Origin of the sequence: Nocardia seriolae NBRC 15557, assembly GCF_007990715.1 — a bacterium.
Taxonomy (GTDB): Bacteria; Actinomycetota; Actinomycetes; order Mycobacteriales; family Mycobacteriaceae; genus Nocardia; species Nocardia seriolae.
Map to the genome: position 1 here is coordinate 35,312 of NZ_BJWY01000005.1, position 25,353 is coordinate 60,664.

20 protein-coding genes are annotated in these 25,353 nt (G+C 69.7%); 6 read left to right on the top strand and 14 right to left on the bottom strand.

The window, feature by feature from the left end; translation table 11 throughout:
* Nucleotides 1-66: 66 nt before the first annotated feature.
* Together NS2_RS02450 and NS2_RS02455 are read right to left on the bottom strand one after the other, a co-directional pair.
* On the bottom strand, nucleotides 67-813 hold the full coding sequence (locus NS2_RS02450) for a L,D-transpeptidase (RefSeq protein WP_036551902.1): 747 nt from the start codon (nucleotides 811-813) through the stop codon (nucleotides 67-69).
* 204 nt (nucleotides 814-1,017) lie between these two features.
* Nucleotides 1,018-1,656: a cyclodeaminase/cyclohydrolase family protein gene (locus tag NS2_RS02455; protein ID WP_033085414.1), complete on the bottom strand. Its 639-nt coding sequence runs from the start codon at nucleotides 1,654-1,656 to the stop codon at nucleotides 1,018-1,020.
* A 146-nt stretch (nucleotides 1,657-1,802) separates the two neighbouring features.
* Between NS2_RS02455 and NS2_RS02460 the strand changes: the two genes are divergently transcribed.
* Nucleotides 1,803-2,840 carry an LLM class F420-dependent oxidoreductase gene (locus tag NS2_RS02460; protein WP_033085413.1) on the top strand — a complete coding sequence of 346 codons (1,038 nt, stop codon included), beginning with the start codon at nucleotides 1,803-1,805 and terminating at the stop codon, nucleotides 2,838-2,840.
* Nucleotides 2,841-2,903: 63 nt separating this feature from the next.
* On the opposite strand, the gene NS2_RS02465 is transcribed toward NS2_RS02460, so the two are convergent.
* From NS2_RS02465 to NS2_RS02495, 7 genes are all read right to left on the bottom strand, one after another.
* Nucleotides 2,904-3,233 carry an STAS domain-containing protein gene (locus NS2_RS02465; protein WP_033085412.1) on the bottom strand — a complete coding sequence of 110 codons (330 nt, stop codon included), beginning with the start codon at nucleotides 3,231-3,233 and terminating at the stop codon, nucleotides 2,904-2,906.
* Between the two features lie 197 nt (nucleotides 3,234-3,430).
* Nucleotides 3,431-5,728, bottom strand: a complete 2,298-nt coding sequence (locus tag NS2_RS02470) for a SpoIIE family protein phosphatase (protein WP_033085411.1) — start codon at nucleotides 5,726-5,728, stop codon at nucleotides 3,431-3,433.
* A 13-nt stretch (nucleotides 5,729-5,741) separates the two neighbouring features.
* A complete protein-coding gene (locus tag NS2_RS02475) occupies nucleotides 5,742-6,395 on the bottom strand; it encodes a SpoIIE family protein phosphatase (RefSeq protein ID WP_033085410.1) in 654 nt (217 codons plus the stop codon).
* Entirely contained in the window at nucleotides 6,388-6,801 is a 414-nt protein-coding gene (locus NS2_RS02480) for an ATP-binding protein (RefSeq protein ID WP_081985592.1), read from the bottom strand. Before NS2_RS02480 ends, NS2_RS02475 begins: the two co-directional genes overlap by 8 nt.
* A complete protein-coding gene (locus NS2_RS02485; protein WP_033085409.1) occupies nucleotides 6,791-7,180 on the bottom strand; it encodes an STAS domain-containing protein in 390 nt (129 codons plus the stop codon). The genes NS2_RS02480 and NS2_RS02485 overlap by 11 nt, the downstream gene beginning before the upstream one ends.
* A 14-nt stretch (nucleotides 7,181-7,194) precedes the next feature.
* Nucleotides 7,195-8,088 carry an STAS domain-containing protein gene (locus tag NS2_RS02490; protein WP_033085408.1) on the bottom strand — a complete coding sequence of 298 codons (894 nt, stop codon included), beginning with the start codon at nucleotides 8,086-8,088 and terminating at the stop codon, nucleotides 7,195-7,197.
* 117 nt (nucleotides 8,089-8,205) lie between these two features.
* Nucleotides 8,206-8,688 carry a MarR family winged helix-turn-helix transcriptional regulator gene (locus NS2_RS02495; protein WP_052486547.1) on the bottom strand — a complete coding sequence of 161 codons (483 nt, stop codon included), beginning with the start codon at nucleotides 8,686-8,688 and terminating at the stop codon, nucleotides 8,206-8,208.
* A gap of 193 nt (nucleotides 8,689-8,881) precedes the next feature.
* On the opposite strand from NS2_RS02495, the gene NS2_RS02500 reads away from it, so the two are divergent.
* From NS2_RS02500 to NS2_RS02515, 4 genes are all read left to right on the top strand, one after another.
* Nucleotides 8,882-10,558, top strand: a complete 1,677-nt coding sequence (locus NS2_RS02500; RefSeq protein ID WP_052085955.1) for a fumarate hydratase — start codon at nucleotides 8,882-8,884, stop codon at nucleotides 10,556-10,558.
* A 4-nt stretch (nucleotides 10,559-10,562) separates the two neighbouring features.
* A complete protein-coding gene (locus NS2_RS02505) occupies nucleotides 10,563-11,126 on the top strand; it encodes a M15 family metallopeptidase (protein WP_228102772.1) in 564 nt (187 codons plus the stop codon).
* A gap of 161 nt (nucleotides 11,127-11,287) precedes the next feature.
* A complete protein-coding gene (locus tag NS2_RS02510; protein WP_033085406.1) occupies nucleotides 11,288-12,670 on the top strand; it encodes a metallophosphoesterase in 1,383 nt (460 codons plus the stop codon).
* Nucleotides 12,671-12,903: 233 nt separating this feature from the next.
* On the top strand, nucleotides 12,904-13,161 hold the full coding sequence (locus NS2_RS02515) for a hypothetical protein (RefSeq protein ID WP_143161345.1): 258 nt from the start codon (nucleotides 12,904-12,906) through the stop codon (nucleotides 13,159-13,161).
* A gap of 66 nt (nucleotides 13,162-13,227) precedes the next feature.
* On the opposite strand, the gene NS2_RS02520 is transcribed toward NS2_RS02515, so the two are convergent.
* Together NS2_RS02520 and NS2_RS02525 are read right to left on the bottom strand one after the other, a co-directional pair.
* Nucleotides 13,228-13,995 carry an MBL fold metallo-hydrolase gene (locus NS2_RS02520; RefSeq protein ID WP_033085404.1) on the bottom strand — a complete coding sequence of 256 codons (768 nt, stop codon included), beginning with the start codon at nucleotides 13,993-13,995 and terminating at the stop codon, nucleotides 13,228-13,230.
* A gap of 174 nt (nucleotides 13,996-14,169) precedes the next feature.
* A complete protein-coding gene (locus NS2_RS02525; RefSeq protein ID WP_033085403.1) occupies nucleotides 14,170-15,366 on the bottom strand; it encodes a hypothetical protein in 1,197 nt (398 codons plus the stop codon).
* Nucleotides 15,367-15,666: 300 nt separating this feature from the next.
* Here NS2_RS02525 and NS2_RS02530 point away from each other — a divergent pair, with 300 nt between their 5' ends.
* Nucleotides 15,667-17,484, top strand: a complete 1,818-nt coding sequence (locus tag NS2_RS02530) for a pyruvate kinase (protein ID WP_306455113.1) — start codon at nucleotides 15,667-15,669, stop codon at nucleotides 17,482-17,484.
* Nucleotides 17,485-17,621: 137 nt separating this feature from the next.
* Here the strand turns inward: NS2_RS02530 and NS2_RS02535 are convergent, their stop codons facing one another.
* Genes NS2_RS02535 through NS2_RS02545 form a run of 3 tightly spaced genes read right to left on the bottom strand, consistent with a single transcriptional unit; the run spans nucleotide 17,622 to nucleotide 25,320 of the window.
* The gene (locus tag NS2_RS02535; protein ID WP_033085402.1) at nucleotides 17,622-22,085 is read right to left on the bottom strand and encodes an SbcC/MukB-like Walker B domain-containing protein; all 4,464 of its coding nucleotides are present in this window, start codon (nucleotides 22,083-22,085) and stop codon (nucleotides 17,622-17,624) included.
* Complete coding sequence (locus tag NS2_RS02540) at nucleotides 22,085-23,524, bottom strand: TIGR02678 family protein (protein ID WP_081985584.1); 1,440 nt, start codon at nucleotides 23,522-23,524, stop codon at nucleotides 22,085-22,087. Before NS2_RS02540 ends, NS2_RS02535 begins: the two co-directional genes overlap by 1 nt.
* Nucleotides 23,524-25,320: a TIGR02677 family protein gene (locus tag NS2_RS02545; RefSeq protein ID WP_373867303.1), complete on the bottom strand. Its 1,797-nt coding sequence runs from the start codon at nucleotides 25,318-25,320 to the stop codon at nucleotides 23,524-23,526. The genes NS2_RS02540 and NS2_RS02545 overlap by 1 nt, the downstream gene beginning before the upstream one ends.
* Nucleotides 25,321-25,353: the final 33 nt, after the last annotated feature.

Consider the following 25,353-nt stretch of genomic DNA (forward strand, 5'->3'; position numbering starts at 1 on the left):
GATCAGGGAGCTCTCACCGCGGGAATCCGTCCGATTCCCCGCGCTGAGAGCTCCCTGATCTTGTTCTCACCAGTGGGTGGTGACGGGGTCGCCGATGGAGACGTTGTCGTAGTACCACTCGGCGTCGGCGGGGGCGAGGTTGATGCAGCCGTGGCTGACGTTCGCGACGCCCTGGGAGTCGACCGACCACGGTGCGGAGTGGACGTAGACGCCACCCCAGGTCAGGCGCTCGGCGAATTCGCCGGTGATCAAGTACCCCTCGGGACTGCTCAACGGGATGCCGATCGTCCTGGAATCGAAGGTGACCGAGCGCTCGTGGGACAGCACCGGGAAGGTGCCGACCGGGGTCTCGCGGCCGGGCTTGCCCATCGAGGCGGGCATGGTGCGGGCGACACCGTTGATCCACACCGTGAACGTATGCGCCGACATGTCCGCATCGGCGGTGGTGCCGCCATTGGTCGCGAACTTCAGATGCTGACCCGCCGCGGACACCGTGATCGGTGACGAGGTCGGCAGGAAGTTGTCCGGCTGCCACATCATCTGCCTGTCATCGAGCCAGGTGATGTGCCCCGCCAGGGCGTTCCCGGCCCGGACATCGACCGTGCGCTCGGCCTTCGCACGATCGGTGACCGCGGACGCGAACTGGACCGTGACCGGGGCCGCGATGCCCATCACCTGACCGGGCCGGGGTGAAATCGATTGAACCGCTGGGAGATCGGTGGAGGTGAGAACCGCACCCGCGGCTCCGGTTCCGAACGCGGCAGCCGCCGCGACGAAGCTTGCGACGAACAGCGAGCGAAGCGCTTTCCGCATCCTTCCATCCCTTCGAGAGGGTGTGGGCCTGGGTTCCTCAGCCTATGACCAGATGATCAGTCCCATCCGGAAATGTTCCCGGTTCGTAACCATTGCCCCGGCGTGGGGGCTTTGTTCGGTTCGTGTCGCCAGGTAGGAGGGCGGAAAACGGCTGTACCCCGCTCCATAACGGAACGGGGTACAGCACAAGCCTATTCGAACGACTCAGCGTGTGATGGCCGCGACCACGTCGTTGTGCAGCGCGTCGGCGCGGGCGATGATTTCCTCGATCTGCTTCAGCACGGGTGCGAACTCCGCGCCCGCCGCCCCGTCGAGGGAGGCCACATTGATGGCGATATTGAGCTGCGAGCTGCCCGCGGCCGAGCGCGCGCAGTCGGCGGCCGCGCCGATATCGGTGACCACGTTCGGATTGCCGATGGGCAGCAGTTCGTGTGCGAGAGAGACGATTTCGTCGGCCTCGGCGACCACGGCCGCGGGCACCCGGGCGGCCTGCAGCAGCGCGGCGGTGATGGCCTCGCCGCGCGCGGCCTGCTCGGCCTCGGTCTCCTTGGGCAGCTTGTAGGCATTGCCGACGCCGGTGAAGGCCGCGGCATCGGCGTCGGCCAGCGCCAGCGCGCGCTCGCGAGCGGCGTCGGCGGCCTCGATGATGCGGTCGACGACCGGACGGTTCGCGGCGTCCTTGGCCCGGGTGGTGTAGCGCGCGACCATGGCCACCAGCGCCGCGCCCTGCGCCGCGTGCAGTGCGGCGACCGCGCCGCCGCCGGGGGCGGGCACCTTGGCGGCCAGTTCGTCCAGATACCCCCGCAGAGTCGAGTCACCGAAGCCGGTGGTGTCGCGAGTCATGAGGGGTGGCCTCCCTTGGCAGTACGGCGAATTCGGGTGATTTCGCCGCCTACCGTACCGGCCGCCGGGTCGCTGTCCGGAACCTGGGTGGCCGCCACCAGCAACCCCCCGGTGTGCCTATGCAATTAGTTGGGTAAGGTCCGGGCATGCGTATCGGGCTATCGATCAACTACACCGACGGCTTCAAGGAGATCGCCGCCGAGGTCGCCGACCTCGAACGGGCGGGCCTCGACATCGTCTTCGTGCCGGAGGCGTATTCGTTCGACGCGGTGAGCGCGCTCGGCTACCTGGCCGCGAAGACCGAACGGGTACAGCTGGCTTCCGGCATCCTGCAGCTCTACACCCGCACCCCCACGCTGACCGCCATGACCGCGGCGGGCCTGGACTACGTCTCCGACGGCCGCTTCATCCTGGGCCTGGGCGCCTCCGGCCCGCAGGTGATCGAGGGCTTCCACGGCGTGGCCTACGACGCGCCCATCGGCCGCACCCGCGAGGCCCTGGAAATCTGCCGCAAGGTGTGGAAGCGCGAACGCCTGGAATACCAGGGCAAGTACTACCAGGTGCCGCTGCCCGAGGGTAAGGGCACCGGCCTGGGCAAGCCGCTCAAGCTCATCAATCACCCTGTCCGCGAGAACATTCCGGTGCTGCTGGCCGCGCTCGGCCCGAAGAACGTCGAACTGGCCGCCGAGGTGGCCGAGGGCTGGCAGCCCATCTTCTTCCTGCCGGAGAAGGCCGACGCGGTCTGGGGCGAATCGGTGAAAGCCGGTCTGGCCAAGCGTGATCCGGCGCGCGGCGACCTCGAGATCTTCGCCGGTCCGGCCCTGGCCATCGGCGACAATGTGGACGGCCTGCGCGAATGGGTCAAGCCGCACCTGGCGCTCTACATCGGCGGCATGGGCGCCAAGGGCAAGAACTTCTACCACACCCTGGCTACCAAGTACGGCTACGGCGCCGAGGCCGACCGCATCCAGGAGCTGTACCTGAAGGGCGAGAAGGAGGCTGCCGCCAAGGCGGTGCCGGACGACCTGGTGCGCGATGTCTGCCTGATCGGTTCGGCGGGCTTCGTCAAGGAGCGCGTCGCCGCGTTCCGCGAGGCCGGTGTCACCGCCCTGAACGTGGTCCCGATGGCCGCCACCCCGGCCGAGCGGGTGAAGCTGATCGAGCAGCTGCGCGAGCTGGTCTGAGCGAACTACGAAGCGAGAAGCCGAGTCCGATCGAATCGGACTCGGCTGCTGTTTCGTTCAGCGTCAGCGCAGCGAGGTCAGCGCCGCATCCAGCGTGGAATGCAGCGAGAACACCTGATCCAGGCTGGTCATCTTCAACTGCCGACTGGTGGCCGGACCATCGGCCACCACCGCGATCCTGGTGTCCCCGGCGCGCTTGTGCACCGCGACCAGTGCCGCCATGCCCGCCGAGGCCAGGAAGCTGACCTCGGACAGATCGATCACCAGGGCGCTGGGCTTGGCGGTCAGGGCCGCGTCGATCGCGTTCTCCAGGGCCGGGGCGGTCGCCAGATCGACTTCACCGGCCACGGCGAGCACGGTGGCAGCATCGCGCTGGGTGACCGAGGTGGTCATCGACTCGGCGAAGGGATAGCCGTCTCCGGAAGTAGTGGTCACGTTTGCCAAATCTGCCATGATCCGTCCGTTCGTGCTGCATGGTCTGCCACATCGGTATTGGTTCGATAGTCGGCGTTATCGCGAAAACCCCAGCTAACGCACTCTTTCGGAGGTCCCCGAAACCGCCCGCCACATTTGCGCCAGCGGGCCCGAATTCACATACGCCCGGCCGCGGAGAATGAAACGGCCAATAGTCGCACCGACATCCGTACCCGCGTGCCCGGCCCGGAGGAATCGATGTCGAGATGATCGGTGAGCGCCCGCATCATGGCGATGCCGCGCCCGCGATTGCCCGGATCCGCGGGCAGCGGCCGCCACGCGCCGGTGTCGGCCACCTCGATGGAGAGGCTGTCCACCCCGCAGTCCGCGGTGAGCCGGACGCGACCCGGCTCACCGCCGAGGTAGGCGTGCTCGATGCTGTTGCTACAGGCCTCGTTCGCCGCCGAGACCAGATCCACGGCGGTGTCGTGCGGGACCGCGGCGGCCGCGAGCCACGCGCGCAGGGCGCGCCGGATGCCCGACAGCTCACGGGCTTCGGCGGGCACGTCCAGGCGCAGGGTCCGCGGCGGCTGGCGGTACACCACCATGGCCACGTCATCGTCGTAGCCGCCCGCGGGCCGCAGCCGCGACAGCACCGAGTCGGCGACCTCGCGCGGCAACTGACCGGCGACGCGGGCCAATTCGTCGGCCAGCTCGTCGAAACGGTCGGCGATATCGACGTTGCGCTGTTCCACCAGCCCGTCGGTGAACAGCACCAGCGTGGAGCCGGGAGACATCGGGGTGGTGGCCTCGGGGCGGCGCGGAATATCGAAGGTGGCCAAGGGGAACGCGCGACCGCCCTCGAGCAGTCTGCCGCGTTTGCCGGGTTCGGCGAGGACCGGGGGCATGTGCCCGGCATTGGAATAGCGCACCAGCCCGCGCACCGGATCCAGAATGGCCGCGCACACGGTGGTGCACATGGCGCCCGGGATGCGGGAGGCGACGGTGTCCAGTTCGGCCAGCAGCTGGGCCGGTCCCGCGCCGCGCAGCAGCAATGCCCGTGCGGCCGTGCGTAATTGGCCCATCACGACCGCCGCCGACAGGCCCCGGCCGACACAGTCGCCGACCACCACGCCGATGGTGCCGTCCTCGAGGCGCACCACGTCGTACCAGTCGCCGCCGATTTCCAGGGGCGGCAGCGCGGGCTCGTAGTGCACCGAGAAACGCGGCGGCAGTTCGATCGGGCCGAGCATGGCACGTTGCAGGGTCAGCGAGGTGGAGCGGGCCTGATCGAAGTTGCGGGCCCGCTGCACGGCCAGACTGAGATGGCCGATCAGCAGCGAGAACAGCGCCCAGTCACCGGGGGTGATGACGCGCGGCGCGGCGAAGCGCAGCCACAGCGCCGAATCGCCGCTCTCGCCGAGCGGGGCCACGATGCCCTCCGAACTGCTCGCGCCCTCCGGAATCGCGAACATGGTGCGGCCGGGCTGCAATCGGGCCCGATCCAGCAGGGCGCGGGCCCGCGCGTCGAGGACCTGGCGGGACTCGCCACCGTTCAGAAAGCGGTCGGGCCGGGCGATCGGCTGCGTGTCGTGCGGTGCGACGCCCGCGCCGGTGTACGGAGTGTCCTCGGAGACATACAGTTCCGGGCCGGTGTGGCGATTGGGCCAGACCGAGACGACCGCGGCCTCCGCGCCGACGGTGCGGCGCAGCTCCTCGAGGCCGACGGTGAGCACCTCCACCACGCTGGTGGCCGCGCCGACCGCGGTGGCCAGCCGCGACACCGCCTGGTCGCGGGCCTGCGCGTCGTGCTCGGCGGTGACATCGCGCAGGGTTCCGACGAAAATACGTTCGCCGTCCTCGGGTTTCACCAGTGAGCTGGTCGACACCGCCAGCCACAGCCGCCGCCCGTCACGATGGCGGATGGGCATGACGAAGCGTGCGGCATCGGTGCCCAGATCCGGATAGCGCGGGGCCTCGGGCACGGTCCACGGATGGGGGAGCGCGTACGGAATGCCTTCGGACCCATAGCCGGTCAGCGCGCCGAACGCCGAATTCACCTCGATCAGCGTGCCGTGCGAATCGACCACGCAGAAGCCGTCCTGCAGCGATTCCACCAGCGCGGTGCGGAAGGCGTCGCGGCCCGCGAGATCGTCGGCGCGCAAACGCTGTTGCTCGTAGCGGCGGGTGCCGTCGAGGAATCCACGCGTGGCCACGTCCAGCGCCGCCATGGTCTGCAACAGGAACTCCAGCGCCGCCTCGGTGCGGTCGTTCCCGTCCGGCACCGGCATCAGCCCGTCGTGTTCGAGCAGCCGGTAGTGGTGCTCGGTGAGGTCGAGAATGCTCACGCCCTCGACCAGCGCCCGCCGCCCGAGTTCGTAGCCCTCGGCGAGACTGTTGTGATTGGGTGCGCGCAGGTGCAGGCGGAGCGCGGCGGCGTACGCCTCGCGGAAGGCGGCCAGTACCGCACTCACGCCGGGATTCCGCTCATGACTTCACCGCCGGAATGGGTTGGGCGGGATGGGAATGCCCGCGATGGCGGGCGGCCAGCACGATCGCGTCGTCGGTGTCCTTGGCGTGGCGGGCCAGCACCTCCGCGGTGATCTCGGCGGTCGGCTTGGCCAGGTCGATGGAATCGACGAAGGAGCTGGTGATGCCGTCGGTGGACATCAGCAGCAGATCGCCCGGGCGGACCGCGACCGTCTGGGGTTGCAGGTTCGGGGGCAGCAGGTAGCCGACGATGCCGCCCGAGAGCAGGGCGGTGGCGCGAATGGCCGGTTTGCCCGGAGCCGCTGCGACAATGCGGGATTCGACATTGCCGACGCCCAGCCAGTGCACCCGGTCGCGAGAGTCGAACAGCGCCAGCGAGACCGCCGCACCGCGGGTGTCGGACATGGCGCGATGGCACAGCAGCATGAGCACGTCCAATGGCTCCGCGCGGTTCTCGGCGAGCACCTGGGCGGCGCGATCGGAGGCGTCCGCGGCGGCGGCGCCGTGGCCGAGGCCGTCGAGCACGGCGAAGAGCACCGAGCCCCCGCCCGCGTCGAGCACGACCGACCGGTCGCCCGAAACTCGTTGCCCGGGTAGCGCGCGACCGGCGACGGCCCATTCGACCGTGCCGATGAAGCCGTCCTCACGCACCGGTGGGTACCCACTTCCACATTTCGACGAGGGTGCCGTGCCCCGGTTCGGAAGTGATGACCATGCCGTCCATCAGGCGCTTGGCGCCCGGAAGGCCCAGGCCCAGACCGCGTCCGGTGGAGAAACCGTCCTCCATCGCGCGTGGAATGTCCGGAATGCCGGGGCCATTGTCCTTGGCCTGCACCACCATCGAGCGCTGGCCGTCCCGATCATGGACACCGAGGCGGATCTCCCCGGTGCCCGCGTAACTCGTGATATTGCGCGCCACTTCGGAAATGGCCGTCGCGATCATGGTGCGATCGGAGAGCGAGAAGCCGAGTTTGGCAGCCAACTCCAGCCCCGCTTGCCGAGCGGTCACGATGTCGTTGGACACGTTCACCGCGATCACCACGTCGTCAGCGGCCACGATCACGACCGTCTTTTTGGCTGCGACTGTGGATCTTCTTGTTCAGCCAGGACAGACCCTCTTCGAGGTCCAGGGCCGTGTGCATGCCCTCGAAGGTGAGTCCCAATTGCACCATGGCGAAGGCGACTTCGGGCTGCAGGCCCACGATGACCGTTTCCGCTCCCCGCAGCTTGGTCATGTGGGCGATGGTACGCAGCGATCTGGCGGCAAAGGAGTCCATTACGTCGATTGCGGTGACATCGACGATGATGCCCTGGGCGCGGTAGCGACTGACGTAGGTCATCAGATCGTCTTGCAGGCGTTCGGTATCGGCGTCGGTGAGCGCTGACTGCACCGACGCGATGAGGTAGGTGCCCTGCTTCAGAATGGGTACCGGCATCTGCCCCGCCCTGGTTACCGTCCGTCGCGATCGGTGACGCGCGACACCTCGTAGCCGAGCAACCGCTCCGCTTCCTCGATGCCACCCTGGAGGTCACCGACGGCATTCATCTTCGACAAATCCAGGCCGATGGTGACCAGGGTAAGCGCGATCTCCGACGACAGGCCGGTAATGATGACATTCGCACCCATGAGTCCGGAGGCGTCCACGGTCTGCACCAGGTGGTTGGCCACCGTGGAGTCGATCGCGGGCACACCGGTGATATCGATGACGACGACCTTGGCGCGATTGGCGCGGATCGCCCGCAGCAACTGCTCGGTCAGCTGCCGGGCGCGCTGGGAGTCCAGCACACCGATGATGGGGAGGATGAGCAGCTGCTCGCGCACCTGGAGCACGGGCGTGGACAGCTCGCGAATCGCCTCCTGCTGCTGGCGGATGACGCGCTCGCGCTCCTGCACGAAGGACACGGCCACGGTGTTGGCGATGCGGTTGGCGGCGGGCTCGTAGGCGTCGAGCACCAGTTTCAGCAGTTCGAAGTCGGACTGGTACTTCTCGAAGAGGCTGCGCGCCAGCACGTCTCGCAGCAGCAGCACGATGCCGACGACCTCGTCGGTCTCGACGCCCCGGGGGATGATGCGCTCGGACAGATCGCGCGCGTAGGCCTGCAGCGCTTCGACGCTACCGGTCTCGAGCACCTCGACGTAGTTGTCGTAGACGGAGGTGGCTTCCGAGAAGATCTCCTCGGGCGTCATGGCGGTGAGCAGCTGGGCATCGGTAATGCGACGGGCCCACTCCTCGCGCAGTTCGGTGCGGTTCTGCCGCAGGTGTTCGACAAGCTGCGGCAGCAGATTGTCGACGGGACCCGCGGGCAGAGAATCCGCCGAGAGACCGATGGACACGTCGGACATGAAAACTCCTGCCCCTTTCGCTGAGTCGGTGCCGACCACCGTCGGAAGCCGGTGCCGAGCCTAGTCTTACCCACTACCCCATGCGGCCCAAACCAAACCCAGGTCGCCGCTCGGTCGTCAAGAGGTGTGCTCGTCGCGGGTTTCGGGTCTTCGGTGGTGGGCCAGCAGCGTGTCGTAGATGTCGGCCAGGGCGGAGAGCTGGCCACGATCCAGCACATCGATCATGTGACGGCGCACACTGTCGACATGCGAGGGGGCGGCGGAATCGAGGACCTGCGCGCCCTTTTCGGTGAGCACCGCCGCGGTGCGGCGGGCATCGTCGGGAATGGACTCCCGCGCAACCAGTCCGCGCTTCTCCATCCGGGTGATCTGATGCGAGAGCCGCGACTGCGACCACTCCAGCACCGCCGCGAGCTCGGCGAAGCTGCGCCGATGATCGGTGGCGTCGGCGAGCCGGGCCAGCACCGTGTACTCCACATAGGTCAGATTCGAAACGCGCAGCGAATCCCGCCCGACCGCCGCGGCGATGAGATCGCGGGTGAACACATATCCCAGCCACGCGCGCATCTCGACATCGTCGAGCCAACGGGTTTCGGCCACAGTTCCACTCCCGGGTTCCACTGCCATGCTAAGTCCTCCCCGTCGCCGACAAGCGCATCATGCACAGGTAACACCCGCCCGGTTGAAGGTGCAACCTGTACCTGTTCGCAACGGCCTGTTGGGTGCTGGATAGAGTCACTCTGCTTGAACCGTTGGCTGACCAGCCCCCAGCCCTGCTCGAGGAGTGCGATTCGTGACCGCGCCTGATTTTCTGTACTCGGATCTGCTGCCGATCGGTAAGGACGAGACGCCGTATCGGCTGCTCACCACCGAGGGTGTGAGCACGTTCGAGGCGGTTGGGCGGACCTTCCTGCAGGTCGAGCCCGAGGTGCTGCGGATGCTCACCGCGGAGGCCATGCACGACATCAGCCACTACCTGCGCCCGGCGCATCTGGCGCAGCTGCGGAAGATCATCGACGATCCGGAGTCCAGCGGCAACGACCGGTTCGTGGCGCTGGATCTGCTGAAGAACGTGAACATTTCGGCGGGTGGCATTCTGCCGATGTGCCAGGACACCGGCACCGCCATCGTGATGGGCAAGAAGTCCGAGGGCGTGCTCACCGGAATCGATGACGCGGAATGGATTTCGCGCGGCGTGTTCGACGCCTACACCAAGCTGAACCTGCGCTACTCGCAGCTCGCCCCGATCAATATGTGGGACGAGAAGAACACCGGCAACAACCTGCCCGCGCAGATCGAGTTGTACTCGCAGCCCGGCGATCCCGCGCACCCGTTCTACAAGTTCCTCTACATGGCCAAGGGCGGCGGCTCGGCCAACAAGTCGTTCCTGTACCAGGAGACCAAGGCGATCCTGAACCCGGACCGCATGCTCGAGTTCCTCGACGAGAAGATCCGCTCGCTGGGCACCGCGGCCTGCCCGCCGTACCACCTGGCGGTCGTGATCGGCGGCACCTCGGCCGAATTCGCCCTCAAGACGGCCAAGTACGCCTCGGCGCACTACCTGGACAACCTGCCGACCGAGGGCTCGATGGCCGCGCACGGCTTCCGCGACCTCGAGCTCGAGGAGCAGGTCTTCAAGCTGACCCAGTCCTTCGGCATCGGCGCGCAGTTCGGCGGCAAGTACTTCTGCCACGACGTGCGCGTCATCCGGCTGCCGCGCCACGGCGCGTCCTGCCCGGTGGCCATCGCGGTCTCCTGCTCGGCCGACCGGCAGGCGCTGGCCAAGATCACCCCGGAGGGCGTCTTCCTCGAGCAGCTGGAACGTGAACCGGCGCACTACCTTCCGGAGCAGACCGACTCCATCCTCGGCGGCGACGTCGTCAAGATCGACCTGAACCGGCCGATGTCGGAGATCCGCGACGAGCTGTCCAAGTACCCCGTCAAAACTCGGCTCTCGCTGACCGGCCCGCTGGTCGTGGCCCGCGACATCGCGCACGCCAAGATCAAGGAACGTCTCGACGCGGGCGAGCCCATGCCGCAGTACCTGCGCGACATGGCCGTCTACTACGCCGGTCCGGCCAAGACCCCCGACGGCTACGCCTCGGGCTCCTTCGGCCCCACCACCGCCGGGCGCATGGACTCCTACGTCGACCAGTTCCAGGCCGCGGGCGGCTCGCACGTCATGCTGGCCAAGGGCAACCGCTCCGCGCAGGTCACCAAGGCGTGCAAGGAGCACGGCGGCTTCTACCTCGGCTCCATCGGCGGCCCCGCCGCGCGCCTGGCGCTGGACTGCATCAAATCCGTCGAGGTGCTCGAATACCCCGAGCTCGGCATGGAAGCCGTGTGGAAGATCGAGGTCGAAGACTTCCCCGCCTTCATCGTCGTCGACGACAAGGGCAACGACTTCTTCGCCGAGACCTCCAAGCCGATCGCCCTGCGCGTGCGCGAGCGCTCCAAGGAACGCGGCTGATCCGATGAGCGTGGACGGCGGCACCGAGATGCCGATGATCCGGCGGCGCGGCGTGCGCCGCGTGGCGGCCATGGCCGTGCTGCTCGGCGGCTCGCTGGCCGCCGTCCCCGCGGTGCACGCGGTTCCTGTCCTGCCACAGGATCTTTCGATCAACGGCGAGGGCATCCCGACCGCCCAGGCCATCGCCGCCGGCACCGACGGCCTCGATCCGCTATTGGCCGCCGCCTACACCTCGGCGGCGGCCCAGGCCCACGCCAACGGCGTCGCACTGTGGATCACCTCCGGCTACCGCACCCCCGCCGAACAGGAAGCCCTCTGGGAAGACGGAATCCAGACCTACGGCACCCCCGAGGCGGCCCGCCGCTGGGTCCTCCCACCCGGCGAATCGACCCACGTCACAGGCGAAGCCATCGACGTGGGCCCCCGCGAGGGCGCCCAGTGGCTCGAGGACAACGGCAACCACTGGGGCCTGTGCCGCATGTACGACAACGAGTGGTGGCACTTCGAACTCGCCACCGCCCCCGACGGCCCCTGCCCGGCCCGCCTGCCGGACGCCAGCCTGCGCTGATCCGGCGCGCGGTACCTGCCCGCCAAGCCCTTCTGACGCCGGGCCGCCCGGGTATGACCTGAATGTCCGTAATTGGAAGCTGATCGGTCATATTCGGGCACCTGGAGGTTTATCTGGTAACCGTACCGTCGCCCCTGAAGGGCTCGGCGGACGGAGATGTGATGCTGGAACCGCGGCTTCGGACCATGTGGCTGGCCAATGCGGCGAGCGCGGGCGCGGCGGTGGCCGTGCGCACGCCGCGCCCGCTGTTCGCCGCGGAGGCGCGGCGTGAGCAGCGCGAGGCCGTGGTGGCCTCGGACCTGGAAGTCGTGACGGTGACCGATCATTCGGCCGTCATCACCTGGACCACGCGGGCGCGCAACCGGGCCGGGCGACTGCGGCCGGTGCCCGCCGACACCGAGGTGCGCATCGGGCCCGCCGACGGCCGCGCCGAACCGCGGATCTGGCATTTCGAGGGGCGGCGGACCGCCTATCACTACGCGGAGATCCGCGATCTGGAACCGGGGCGGGCCTATCGCTTCGCGGCCTACTCCGACGGCCGGCGGGCGACGCCCGCGCGCACACTGGTCACCCGGCGGTCCGGAACACCCGAATCCACCGGTGTTTTCACCACTTTGACACCGCCGCCCGGACGGCTGATCCGGACCCTGGCCCTGGCCAACGACCTGCACTTCGGCGAACTCGCCAGCGGACTGTTCGCGGGCCTGTTCGAGGGACTGCGCCACAGTACCGACGAATATCCCGAATTCATGCTGCGGGCCGTGCTGGAGGATCTGCGACTCCCGGACCGCGCGGCGGACCAGCTCATCGTGGCGGGGGACATGACCGATTCGGGGACGGCCGCGCAATCGCGGGGCGTGCGCGAACTTCTCGACGGATGGGGCAGCCTCGGCCGGGACTACTTCGCGTGCAGAGGAAATCACGACATCCGGCCGCCGGGGGAGCCCGATCACTGGGGCGAGGCGTTCCACGCGCGCGAGCGGCTCGTCGAATATTTCGTCGGCGGCCTGCGCCTGATCGGACTGGACACCACTCGCCCGCGCGGCGCGGGCGGCACCATAAGCCCGCCGCAGCTGGACCACCTGCGCGAACTCCTGCGCGGCGAACCCGATCGGCCGACATTGATTTTCGGCCACCACCCGGTGACCAGGCATGCGGCGGTGAGCAATCCGGGCGGCCCCGGATTCGTCATGGACCGGCTCAACGCGGCGGCACTGCACGCCATCTACGCGGCCGCGCCGGGCGTTTTCCTGCATCACAGCGGCCACACCCACCGAAACCGACTGAGCCGTCCGGATTCCGGCGTCGGGGTGGAGTTCCTCGAGGTCGGCGCGGTCAAGGAATACCCGGGCGGCTACACACTGCTGCGCGTCTACGAGGGCGGCTACATGGTCAACTTCTGCAAGACACGTTCCGAGGCGGCCCGCCGCTGGAGCACCCGCACCCGCAGCCAATACCTGGGCCTGCACCCCGACCACGCGCTGGGCAGTCTGCTCGACCGCAATCACGTTGTGCTGCGCGACTTCTCGGGCCTGGCCGGGTAGCAGGGCCCGCGCCCCACCCACACCGAGACAGCCGGTGAGCGCGACACACCGGGCGTGCCGTTTTCGGTATGTCCGGGCAATGTGACCCCAATGTCCGTCCTGTTCGGCATACTCCGTGATGCGAGTGCACGCCCAGCCCGACCGGACATCGCGGTGTCCGCTCGTTCGCCGCTGTGCGAGCACCGCCGATTCGGCATGCTGGGTTCGGGACTTCCCTAGTGATGGAGGCATTGGTGGGCAGGCAGGGCACGCAGTACCGTTCCAATCACGGCACGCTCCGGCATCAGCGCCCACCCGTCCGAGTCCACCGCTCCGCCCACCCCGTCCGCGACGCCGTATTCGCCACCGGCTGGCTGATTCTCGAACTCCCCACCGCCGTCCTGCTCGCCGTTTTCGTCGGCACCGGCTGGCTCGGCTACGTCCAGCACACGGGCACCCCCACCCAGCCCCGCTCGGCCGTCGTCGTACCCGCCGAGACCGCCGCTCGCTGAGCGACACCGCCGCGCGCCGAGGTGATTCCGGCCGATCGAGTTCGGCCGCCGTGCGATCGAAAGACGCTACTGCCGTTGAGCCTGTTCGATATTCGAGCGGTGGATGGGGAGCCAATCCCGGGCTTGGGGTGCATCCGGGCCGAGGCGCGCGTCGTCCGGTTCCGCGCCGCGGCGTAGGGCCTCGATGTAGGCGCGATCGGCGGTGATGCGTGCGGCTACCTCGGGCCCCTCGGCGACCGTGCCGTGGCCGGGGATCAGGACCTCGATGCGCTTCGCAGCCTCTTCCAGGTGGTCGAGGGCCGACCGGTAGGCGTCGATCTGGCCGGGGCGGCGCGCGTCGAGCATCGGGATCAGGATGTCGGAGAACATGTCTCCGGCGATCAGGACGCCACGGTCGGCGAGCAGGACCGCGGCGTGGCCGACCGCGTGTGCCCCGTGTTCGATGATCTCGCCCGGCACCGGCCCGCCGTCCGCGGGCAGCGGGGTGACGAGCGCGACCAACTCCAGGGGGACGCCCGACGCGCTCTCCGCCGCCATCGCCCGTGCGCGTTCCCGGGCTCCCGTGGCCAGCTCGGCGCACGCGGCGGTGGCGTAGCGCGGCACGTCGCCGAACCGGGAATGCCACAGCAGGTGGTCCCAGTGCGGATGGGTGCAGCACCCGGCGACCACCGGAATGCCCAGCCGGTCAACCTCATCGGCGAGCTCGTCCAGATCGGAGCCGTCGATGCCCGGATCGACCAGGATCAACCCGTCCTCGCCGCGCACCACGGTCGCGTTGCTCCAGACCCACGCGCTCTGCCGCACCCAGACGCCGTCGGCCACCTGCTTCAGCATCGGCTCACTCTGTCAGGCGAATCCGCAGGGGCGCAAGGGGTGTCCGGATCCCCCCGACGGAGATTTCGGCGGCCGGAAACGACGCCACCCCGGTGCCGCTGGGTGCGGGCACCGGGGTGGCGGGCGGGTGGATCGGCCGGAGCCGGTGGGGCGGTGGCCGATTCGGGTGGCGGCTCAGTCGTCGAGGGAGCTGCCGTTGCGGGGACGGGAGGCGGTGCGGGCGCGGCGGCGGGCGGCCTGCAGTTCGGCGAGTTCCTGCTCCAGGGTCTCGGCGATCCGGAACTGGCCGGTGTCGTAGACATTGAGCGGGGGCACCGGGTCGGTCAGGTCGGCGAGCGGGGAGCGCTCGTCCTCTTCGGCCTTGCGGGTCTTGCCGGTGGCGGAGCGGCGTTCCTTGTCGGCGGACTTGCCATTGTCCGAATGGGTTTCGGACTTGGTGGCCCGGGTGTCGGGCTCGACCACCCGGGCATCGGCCTCAACGGTCCGCTCGGCCTCGACCGGGGCCGCGGGCAGGGCGGGGGTCGGGGTGGGCGCCGAGGGCGGCTGCGGGCGGCTGGGCCACGACACTACGGTCGGTGCGGCGCGGCGTAGTTGTTCGCCCGGATCGGGTAGATCCCGGATCTGGTCGGTGGCCCGCACGATGGCCAGGCCGTACCGTCCGGCCGCGGCATTGTGGATCAGCAGCGCCACACCGATCATGACGGGTGCGATGGTGTGCACCGCCACGTCGTACCAGCTGCCCTGCTTGAGATACGGGTAGGTGTTCAGGATGACCGTCAGGCTCAGCAGCGCGATCTCGGCGACCACGACCTGCTTGCGGCTGTCGATCACACCCCACTCGGCCACCTTGTTGGTGCCGATCATGATGATCACGAGGCAGACCGAGATCATGCCTTCGAGCAGGTAACTGAACCAGTAGAGCGGATCGCTCGCACCGCCCGGCGCGATATTGTGCTGCACGTTGACCGCGGACCAGAGCATGCCCGCGGCGACCACTCCCGCGAGTGCGCGCTGGCTCCACGCGCGATGTTTGTACAGCGACGCCAGTTTGGCGTGCGGGCTCGATTCTCGCCGCTGCGCGGCGATCGCCTTGCGGGCGAGCAGCAAGTCGCGAATGTCGGCCTTCTCAATCTCTTCGGTGGTCTGCCGGGCGCGATCGGCGGCATTGGCCGCGGCCTCGGCCTGCTTCCAGCGTTGAGCCCGCTCCTGCTCGCGAATGCGCTCGGCTAGATCGCGCTCGGCGACCAGTTCGGTCTCCGACAGCGCATCGGTGAGAGCGGGATCGTATTGGTAGGCCAGCCGACCCCGGGCCTTCTCGACCCGTTGCGCTAGCTGGCTGACCTCGTCCTCGCGCGGATGTTCAATAGTCATCTGGACCCCCGTCCAGGGAGTCCGGATGGCTGACAGGTGATTCCGGTAGGCACGGAGAACATTTTTAGTCGATACACGCCCAACCGCGAAACTGTTGATTTGCCGATGGTCCAATCCTTACGGCGCGCCGCCCTGCGACACGCGGGTGAGTGGGTAAGTCGGGGCAGGATCGATCGCGGTTCGGACCGCGCGTTCAGCGGGGTTGCCGAACCCGGCGTGGCGCAACCGGATTGCGATATTGATCCCATTCGGGGGCGAAGGTCCCTAGGCCGCGCCGCACCCCGCCACCAGACTTGGGCCGTGCGCATCGGCGACCTCGACCGAATCATCACCGAAATCGACACCCTGCGAGACGCGCTGGCGGACGCCGAACGGCAATGGGCGGTCCGGATCGCCGGCGTCGACCCGCGCCATCGCGCGGGTGCGCTGAATCTCGTGCACTACTGGGCGATCCGCCAGTTCGATCTGCGCGGGCTGCAACGGCGGCTGGCCGCGTTCGGACTGTCCTCGCTCGGGCGCAGCCAGGGGCACGTGGCATCCACGCTGAACGCCATCGGCACGGCGGCGCGGGCGCTGGCGCACTCCGACGATCCGGACCGGTTGCCGCCCAACGGGTACACCGCCGGGGCGAACGTGCTGCGGCGGCGCACCTTCGAGCTGCTGGGGCCCGCGCCCGCCCGGCGCTCGACCCGCATCATGGTCACCCTGCCCGGAACGGCCGCGGCCGACCCCCAGCTCATCGCCGATCTCGTCGACCGGGGCATGGACGTCGCCCGGATCAACTGCGCCCACGACGATCCGGCCGCCTGGGCCGCGATGATCACCGAACTGCGGCGGGAGGGCCCGCGATCGTGCCGTGTCGCAATGGATCTGGCGGGACCGAAGCTGCGCACCGGCCCGATCGCCCAGGGCCCGCCCGTGGTGAAGCTGCGCCCGGTGCGCGACGTGCTGGGCCGGGTCACCGAGACGGCGTGGTGCTGGCTCACCCCGATCGATCGGCCTGGCCCGCCGCCGCGCGCGGACGTCCCGGTGCTGCCGGTGGACGCCGCCTGGCTGTCGAAGCTGGCCCCCACCTCCACTTTCCGGCTGCAAGACGCCCGCGACGCCAAGCGGTTGTTCACGGTCGTGCACGCCGACGCCGGGGGCGCGCTGGCCTGTACCGGCCGCACCGCCTACATCCTGGCCGGTACGAAACTGGTCGCCGATACCGGCGTCATCACCGAGGTCGGCCCGCTGCCCCCGGTCGAGCAGCACCTGGTGCTCTCGCCGGGGGACACGCTGCTGCTGACCCGCGACTGCGTTCCGGCCGAGGTCCCGCCCCGGGGTCTGCCGCGCATCGGCTGTACGCTGCCGGAGGTCTTCGGCAATGTCCGCCGCCGCCAGCCGATCCTGTTCGACGACGGCAGGATCACCGGCCGGATCCTGGACTGCGACGCGGACACCATCACGGTCACCATCACCGAGGCCACCGCGCCCGGCAGCAAACTGCGCGCCGGCAAGGGCATCAACCTGCCCGAGACCACCCTGCCGGTGCCCGCCCTGACCGAAACCGACCGTGCCAACCTGCCGTTCGTCATCGAGCACGCCGACCTGGTCGAGATGTCGTTCGTGCGCACCCGCCAGGATGTGAGCGATCTGCTGGCCGCCCTCGACGAGCTCGGCGGCGACGGACTCGGCGTCATCGTGAAAATCGAGACCGCGCAGGGCTTCCGGAACCTGCCCGCCATCCTGCTCGAGGTGATGCGCCGTCCCCGCGCCGGTGTCATGATCGCGCGCGGCGATCTGGCCGTGGAATGCGGCTACGAGCGCCTGGCCGAGCTCCAGGAGGAGATTCTGTGGCTGTGCGAGGCGGCCCACCTGCCGGTCATCTGGGCGACCCAGGTGCTCGATCAGCTGGCGCGTTCGGGGCGGCCCTCACGCGCCGAGATCACCGACGCCGCCATGGGAGTCCGCGCCGAATGCGTCATGCTCAACAAGGGGGCCGTGCATCGTCGACGCGGTCGCCACCCTCGACGACATCCTGCAGCGCATGAGCGCCCACGCCGACAAGCAGACCACCTTCATGCGCTCTCTGCGGTCCTGGTATCGCGCCGAAACGCCGCAGGCGACCGGTGCTGAGGGCGGTGGATCGTCGTGTGACGAATCGACGACACCGTCGGCCCCGCAGTAGGTCTCCGGCGGCGTCCGGTGGCCACGCATCGGTGCGTCGTCACGCGACGACCGGGCGCGTCGGCCCCCGGGGGCGGATTCGGTTGTCAGCCCACCGTTTCGAGTTCCTCGTCGAGCGGGATCGCGCCTTCGAGGCCGTGCGGGAGACGGCGGCGGTTGGGGGAGCCGAGGGCGGTGGTGAGATCGGAGCCGTCGTGCTCGGCGAGCAGATCGTCGGAGTCCCAGACGAGCAGGGTTGCGCTGACGGTGTTCTCGGCCGCCGAGTGGGCCAGATCGTAGTGGGCGCAGGCCGGGACGTGGGGGTAGGTGATCCAGAGGTCGTAGCCGGTCATGAACAGGTCCAGGTCGAATTGCACGGAGAGACCGAGCAGTTCGCTGCGGCCGTTGTCGTCGACACCGGCGAAGGCCTCGTCCAGGGCCAGCAGGCGGGGCGCCTGCGGGTCGGCCGAGTCGAGCATGACGTGGGCCGCGGCGAACAGCGGCAGGTGCAGTGAGACCGACTGTTCGCCGCCGGACAGGGCGCTGTGGCGGGCCACGGTGAGGCGGTCCTCGGTGCCGTCGGCGGTGAGGATGGTGAACGAGAAGATGCGCCAGGCGCGGTAATCCAGGGTGGCGGCCAGGATCTCGGGAAAGGAGCGTTCCGGGTGCGCGGTGCGGGCGGTGCGGATCTCGGCGGCGAAGTAGGCGCGGATGGTGGACAGGTCCTCGGGTGTGAGGTCGGCGGAGTCGCGGTCGAGGAGCTTGCAGACCGCGCGGGCCGGTTCGGAGAGGTTGTCGGCCAGCACCCAGTGCACGCCGATGGTGTTGCCCGAGGACATGCGCCGCTGCTTCATCTCGGTGCCCATGCGGGAGATGAGATCGCGGGCGTCGGAGGTGCGTTCGTGGATCTGCTGGGCCAGGCCGGTGAGCAGCGCGTCCTCCAGGATGCGGCGCTCGGCGTCGGTGAGCAGCAGTTCCTGGTCGCGGCGCGCGCCGCCGATGCGCTCGGCGAAATCGGCCAGCGCGGACAGGCCGTGATCGTCGTGCACCTGGACCACGGTGAGGCCGTCGGCGGCATCCCAGTGCAGCCGGTAGTCCTGGCGGGCGGCGGTGAGCGCCGCGTCGAATTCCTGCAGGGCGGTGGTGACCGCGCTGCGGGTGGCCTTGCGCGCCGCCTCACCGGCGCGCACCGAAGCCGTTGCGGTGGCGAGGGTTTCGAACAGGGCCGACACCTCGTCGGGCAGCACCTTCGGCGCCTGCTCCGGGTCGCCGTTCTCGATCCGGTACAGCAGCTGCTCGGGCGTCGGCCAGGCGGCATCGCTGCTGGGCCAGCGGATCTCGGCGGGCGCGCCCAGCAGGCTCAGCAGGTCCGGGCGCGCGTAGGGCGCCAGATGCCGGACGTCGGCGAGCAATTCGGTCAGCGCGGTGCCCAGCGTGTCGTGTGCGGCCCGATGCGCGCCCTCGGCGGTACCGACGGCCTCGATGGCCTCCGCGGCCGCCTTGCGGGCCGCCTTCTGCTCGGCGCGGGCCGCGTCGATCTTCTCCCGGGCCGCCTCGAGCTCCCGATCGATATCGGCCGCACCGGCTCCCAGCGCGTCGCGCAGCGTCTCCAGCTTGCGCAACTGCTCCTGATACCCGCTGCGCGCGGCCTCGGCCTCCTCGGCGAACGCCTCGGCCAGATCCTTGGACTCCTCGAGCCGATCCCCGGCCTCCCGCGCCCGCTCGTGCTCACGCTGATGATCCCCGCGCAGGCGCAGCAGCGCGGTCCCCGCGTTCTCGAAATGCCTTACGGCAGCGGCCAACGCGTCCAGTTCGGCCGGATCCCGCGGCGCCTTGTGATCGGCCGCGATGGCCCGGACCTTCTTGTCCGCCGCGGAGTATTCCGCCACCGCCTGATCCAGATCCCGCTCCGCCTGCCCGGCGGCCTCGGCCCGCGAGCGCAGCATGCCCGCCGCCTCGGCGACGCCCCGCAGCGCCGCGGTGACCGCGGTGGTGCGCGGAAGCGCCTTGGCGGCGGCCGAAATCCGGCCCAGTTCGTCGGTGGCGGCCTGTTCGGCGGCCGCGGCGATCTCGGCCTCGGTCACGGCCGCCTCGATCGCAGCGGCCAGCTCGGCCAGGCGCAGCTCGCGTCGCCGGGCACGCGCGGTGGTGCCGATGAACTCCGCGTCCGCCTTGACGTGACGGCCGACCTGAACCCCCTGCCGGAAGCGGCCGTCGGCGCCTATGGCGACACCGCCGCCGGACGCGACCGGTTGGGCCGCCGCACCGGAAACCCGCTGTGCGGAACCGCTCCCGGGCGCGGGGTCGTCCTTGCCGGAGGCCCGCTTGCCGTCGGCCGCGTCGGATTCGTGCAGGGCGATCGAGGCCAGGACGTCGGCCACGGTCTGTCGTGGCACGGTCAGTGAATCGGTGTCGTCCTCGACCACGAGGACGTCGGCGAGCGTGCGCCCGGAGGGCCGCTCTCCCGGCGGCAGCGGCACCAGGAATTGATCGGAGGCGTGCTCGGGCAGTTCCTCGCCGGGGCACACCCACGCGTCGAGCAGGTTCGCGGCCTGCAGGGCCGCCTCGATCCCCGCCGCCCGCGCCGGGGGGACGGCATCGGCGAAACGGACCAGACGCCACAGGGGCGCGCCCGGGCGGTCCGGCCGGATATCGGTGCGGGCCGCGAAACCGGCTGGCGCGTCGTCGCGTTCGGCCGCGACCGACTCCCGCTCGGCGCGCAGCTCACCCGCCCGGGTGGTGGCCTGCGCGGCGCGCGCACGCGCCTCCTGCCGCCGTGCGCGGATCTCGTCGGTCAGCGGTTCGGTGCGCTCGGCGAGGACCTCCGCCGGTGTGGCGGGAGCGGTGTCGTCGTCGAGGGCGATGGCCAGCGCTGCCCTCGCCTCGGCGGCTTCCAACGCCGCGCCGCCCGCGCCCGTTGTGGCGGAACGATTTCCGGCCGCCTCGCCGGACGCGGTACCGCGCCCCTTCTTCGCCTTGCCGCCGGAGGTGGCGTCCCGGGGAGGGGCCTGCTCGGTGCCGACCATGGCGAGCGCATCGTCGATGGCCTCGAACAGGCCGGTCCGGATGGGGGAGTAGACCTCTCGGTGCGTGTCCCACCAGTCACGCAGGGACACAGCGGTATTCGATCGGGCGAGCGCGACTCCGGCTTCGGCCGCGGCCAATTCGGCGGCCGCGGACTCGCGCGCCTCCACGGCACGCTGGGCGGCGCGTTCGGCGCGGGTGCGTTCGGTGACGGCCTGGTCGACCAGGGTCAGGGCGCGGCGGACGGCGCGGACGTCGGCGTCACGTTCCTCGGCGTGGGAGCGGACGGTGGTGGTGAGATTGTCGGCGCGGGCGGACTCGGGCAGCGTCGTCCACGGGATGCCCGCTTCCTCGGCGGCGGAACGCAATTCGTCCTCGCCACGGGCCAGGGCCGACGATGCGTTCGTCACGGCGGCCTGGGCGCGTTCGGATTCCTCGAGACGCTGATCGACGGTCTGGCGCGACTTCAACGCCTTGTCGTTGTGGACGGCGGCGGAGGTCTCCAGACGGCGGACCGCGTCGGCGAGGTCGTCGAGCTGCTGTTTGCCCTCGTAGGCGCTGGAGCGCTGCAGGGTCTCGCGGTCGGCGAGGGCCTGCTCGTAGGCGCGGTCGGCGTCCTCGGCGCGGGTCTCGGCGGCGGCGCGCTCGGTGTCGCGGCGGCGGCGCAGCGCGGCGGCCGCGTGCAGGGCGGTGCCGGAGTGGGTGACCGCGTCCAGGCGGGTGCGCACCTGGTCGATATCCGTCTTCGCCTGCACGGCAAGGTATTTGTGGTAGACCTTGACGAAATCGCGGGTGGCGGTGTCGGCCTGGATCAGGCCCTCGAGGGTGCGGCCGACCTCCTCCATATCGCTGAAGGAGCGGGCGGCGTCGAGGATCAGCTGCTCGTCGAGCGGGCGCAGGCCGTCGGTGAGGGCCTGGGACAGTCCGCGCGGGTCGAGGTTCTTGGCCAGCTGTGGGCGGCGCAGCGTCAGAATGAGATTGATCAGCTGGTCGTAGCGCTGCTGACCGAGGCCGAACATGCGGGCGTCGATGGCATTGCGGTACTCGACCGGCCGGTCCACGATGGCGTCGGAGCCGATCTGCTCGGCCAGCTGCTTGCGGGTCAGCGGCCGGTCGTCGGGGCCCAGCAGCGAGAAGTCCACGCCCACCCGGCCGTCGGCCACGAAATACCAGCGGGTCACCTTGTCGTTTGAGCGGGTGGCGCGCATGCCGATGCCGATGGTCACCGTCTCCGGGGAGTCCCAGCTGCCGCGCGCGAACTCCATCCACACGTAGGAGTAGGCCGATTCCTGCTTGCGGTAGAGCAGGTTCGACTTCATGGTGCGTTCCTCACCCGCGAACGGGTTGAGCCGGCGCGGCTCGATCCGGCCGTCGAGCACGAACGGGAACAGCACCTCGAGGGCCTTGGTCTTGCCCGAGCCATTGGGCCCGCGCAGCACCAGGCGGCCGTCGGCGAAGCAGAACTCCTGGTCGCGGTAGTCCCACAGGTTGATGATGCCCGCCCGGGTGGGGACGAAGCGCACTCCACCGTGAATGTGGTCGGCCATCAGTGCCCGGATCCCTTCTGTGTGGAGCTGTCCGCGTCGTTGTGCGCGGGAGAGTTGGTTTGCGCGTGAGAGTCGAGTTGCGTTGGGGAGAGGAACAATTCGGATTCCGCACGGGTGCGGATGGTGACGATCGCACCCCGGTAGCGGGCCAGCGCGGGCAGGATGAGCAGCCCGCCGTCGACGAGCTCGACCAGGCGCAGCCGCTCGAGCAGGGACACCACCTCGGCGGTCAGGCCGGGGACGTCGGCCTGCCACTGGGCGGCGAAGGTGTTGCCGTAGCGGCCGGTCAGCATCTGCACGGTGTCGCGGATCCAGGACGATTCGACGAACGGGAAATCCGGGATCTCGGGTTCCTCGGCGTCCTCTTCCGAATCCTCGTGCGCGCCGAAGACATCCACGGGATCGGCCAGCGGGGCGAAGACGGTCGTCACCGGGATGGCGGTGTCGAGCTGCTCGGCCAGATCGGTGAACGGACGGTCAGGGCGGGGCCTGCGCTGCACCGGATTGTCGAGATCCAGCACCAGATCGGCGATCTCGCCCGCGAGCAGCAGCGCCACCTGCGCGAGCGTGCCGGTGCCCGGGAAGCGGACATCGGAGAGCCGCCCCGAACTGTCGATCAGCGCAACGCCTTCCGCGCGCCGCTCGGCCCGCAGGCCGGTCAGATACTCGACCTCGGTGACCAGTTTCTCCTGCGCCAGCAGTGACCGCTCGGGTTCGGTGAGCTCGTCGGCGTAGACGACCGGCTGCTCCACCAGGGCCCGGCGCACCTTCCGCGCCGCCAGAGCCATTGCGGGAGAACGAGTATCGGAGCCACCGGCCTCCTCGCCCAGCAACCCGGTGACACTCTGCAGGTGCTGCAGCGCCCGCGGCGGCCGGAACAGCGCGAACACCACCGACCGGTCGATGTCGTAGAGCGCCTCACCGGCCTCGGGATCACTGGCCCAGCCCCCGGCGTCACCGTCGGCGAGGGTGACCGCGCCGCGCGCCGCCAGCCAGCCGACCGCGTCCACGAACGCATCCCGATCCGCGGCCCGATCCGGCGCGAGCTCCAGCCCGTCCACCCGCTCGGTATACGCCGCCACCTGATCGGCCAACTCCGACAGGGTGATCTGATCCCCGGCCCGCCCCAACGCGGCCAGCGCCAACGCCAGATAGGAGTAACGCCGTCGATCGAACAGCCGGTCGCCCGTGGTTCGTGCGGGCCGCCCGCCATCGAGCCGATCCAGCACCGGGAACAACCGCGCCGTCGTCTCGGTCACCTCCAGCCGATACCCGAACAGCTCGGCCGGGTCCTCCCGCAACTCCGTCGCCCACCGCCGAAGCAGCGGCAGCGCAATCCGATCCGGATAAGTCCGCGTCACCAGATGGTTGGCAAGGATCACCCGCGCCGCGCGCTGATAACTGTCCAACGCCAGCGAATCGATACTCCGCGCATGCATCAGCCCACCTCCCCGCCGCTGCGAGGATCTCCACCGGTGCTGCCGGGATCGCCACTGCCGCTGTCGATGTGGGTCCCCGCGTCGCTGCCGTGCTCGCTGTCACTGCCGTCGGTGACGTCGTGTGCCGACGGCGTGGGTGGAACCTGCCGGGTGGCAGACGATTCCGGCGCGCCATCGGCCTGGCGTGAGGTCGGCTCCTCGATGGTGGCGGTCGTCGGTTCCGGTACGCCGCGACCTGCGCGCGCACCGGACCCGCGTGCCCGCAGCGAGGCGGTCTCGCGCACTTCCAGGCGTCGATTGTTCAGGTGCAGTACGCCTTTGGAGGTGCGGACCAGGGTCGAACCGGTGTGTTCGGACACCGTCAGCGTGACGCCGTTGTCCGAGCCGGATGTGCCGGGTACGCGGCCGCTGACCGGGACCCACGCGGTGGAGGCGGCGTCGAGAAGCTTGAGCAGGACCTCGGTTTCGCCCTCGTCGAGCTCGCGGTCGTAGAGGTCGGCGGAGGCGAGGGAGCGGGCCGCTTCGGCGCGGGCGCGCTGGGCGTCGAGCTGGACCTGACGCAGGCGGCGGATGCCCGCGTCATTGCGTTGCAGGCGGGCGGGCGCGCCCGGCGTGGGCGGGCGGCCGGTTTCGGCGAGGGTGCGCGCTATCTCCAAAGGCGGTGCGTCCCACAAGGATCGGATGGCGGGGATGACATCGGCGTCCGGATGGTACATGGACAGGTGGCGGGGGCGGCCGAGGCCGAAGACGGCGTCGTAGAGGGCGTGGGCGGCCTCGGCGGTGGGGGCGGCGGTGAACCAGCCCGCGAGATGGCGCAGCGCGGATTCGCGGCTGACGCCGCCCTTGCGGGTCTCGGTGACACGGCGCAGCAGCGACAGCACGGCGGCGATGGCGCTCATGGTGGCCTCGCGCAGGCGCTCGCATTCGGTGAGCCCGCCCTCGTCGTCGCCGATGAACCAGGCCCGCAAACCCTGCCAGCGGGACCGCCAATCGGCTTGGCGCTCATCGGTATTCAGCAGCACGCGCTCGTCGCAGCGCGCCGCCCGCTCGATGAGGTCCTCGACGCCGGTGGCCTCGACCTCGCGGATGGCGGTGGCCAGGCGCGGCGCGAAACGAGCCAGATCCATGGAGAATTCGCGCATGTGCGCCAGCAGCGCGTCCTTGTGCGCGAGGAAGGCTTCGGGGGTGGCCTCGGTGGTGCGCACCAGATCGCCGAGGGTGAGGTAGAAGTGGGCGGCGCGCTCGGCCAGGTCCGAGAGCGCCCGGTCCAGGCGGTTGAGCACCCGGTACACCCGGGGCGCGTCGGCGCTCTTGTTGGCCTCGGCCAGGGTGTGCAGATCGGCCAGCAGCTCCGGCAGGACGAGACGCGACAGGGATGCCTCGTCGAGCCGCGCGTCGAGGACCTCCGAAACCGCCCGATATGCCTGATATCCCGCCTGCGAGAACTGATAGACGAAGTGCCGGTTCCGATATTCGGCCAGCGTGGCCGCCCGCGTCCCGTCGTAACTGCGCTCCAGCACTCCCCACTGGTGCAACTGCTCGAGCAGCGGCCCGACCTCGGTCGCGGTCAGCGCGGGCGCACCCGGGCAACGATTGAGCGTGTCGGCGACATCGGAGGCGTGCAGCAGCACCACGTACGCGGCGCGGGCGGTGTCGAAGGCCCGCAACACCCACAGGTAGTCGGCCCGTTTCTCGGCGGTGGCGAAGGAGAACAAGCGCAGCCGGTCGGCATGTGGAAACTCCTCGGACCCGACCCCCCTCGGGTCGGGCAGCAATCCATCAGCGGACTCGGTCACCGGGAGAAGGTTAGTACCCCCTGCCGACCGGTT

Excerpts from the sequence above, each read along its gene's own strand:
- NS2_RS02510 (WP_033085406.1), top strand. The coding sequence starts at position 11,288 with ATGCTGGAACCGCGGCTTCGGACCATGTGGCTGGCCAATGCGGCGAGC.
- NS2_RS02485 (WP_033085409.1), bottom strand. The coding sequence starts at position 7,180 with ATGCCGGTACCCATTCTGAAGCAGGGCACCTACCTCATCGCGTCGGTG.
- NS2_RS02520 (WP_033085404.1), bottom strand. The coding sequence starts at position 13,995 with ATGCTGAAGCAGGTGGCCGACGGCGTCTGGGTGCGGCAGAGCGCGTGG.
- NS2_RS02535 (WP_033085402.1), bottom strand. The coding sequence starts at position 22,085 with ATGGCCGACCACATTCACGGTGGAGTGCGCTTCGTCCCCACCCGGGCG.
- NS2_RS02540 (WP_081985584.1), bottom strand. The coding sequence starts at position 23,524 with ATGCATGCGCGGAGTATCGATTCGCTGGCGTTGGACAGTTATCAGCGC.
- NS2_RS02455 (WP_033085414.1), bottom strand. The coding sequence starts at position 1,656 with ATGACTCGCGACACCACCGGCTTCGGTGACTCGACTCTGCGGGGGTAT.
- NS2_RS02465 (WP_033085412.1), bottom strand. The coding sequence starts at position 3,233 with ATGACCACCTCGGTCACCCAGCGCGATGCTGCCACCGTGCTCGCCGTG.
- NS2_RS02490 (WP_033085408.1), bottom strand. The coding sequence starts at position 8,088 with ATGTCCGACGTGTCCATCGGTCTCTCGGCGGATTCTCTGCCCGCGGGT.
- NS2_RS02450 (WP_036551902.1), bottom strand. The coding sequence starts at position 813 with ATGCGGAAAGCGCTTCGCTCGCTGTTCGTCGCAAGCTTCGTCGCGGCG.
- NS2_RS02460 (WP_033085413.1), top strand. The coding sequence starts at position 1,803 with ATGCGTATCGGGCTATCGATCAACTACACCGACGGCTTCAAGGAGATC.
- NS2_RS02505 (WP_228102772.1), top strand. The coding sequence starts at position 10,563 with ATGAGCGTGGACGGCGGCACCGAGATGCCGATGATCCGGCGGCGCGGC.
- NS2_RS02525 (WP_033085403.1), bottom strand. The coding sequence starts at position 15,366 with ATGACTATTGAACATCCGCGCGAGGACGAGGTCAGCCAGCTAGCGCAA.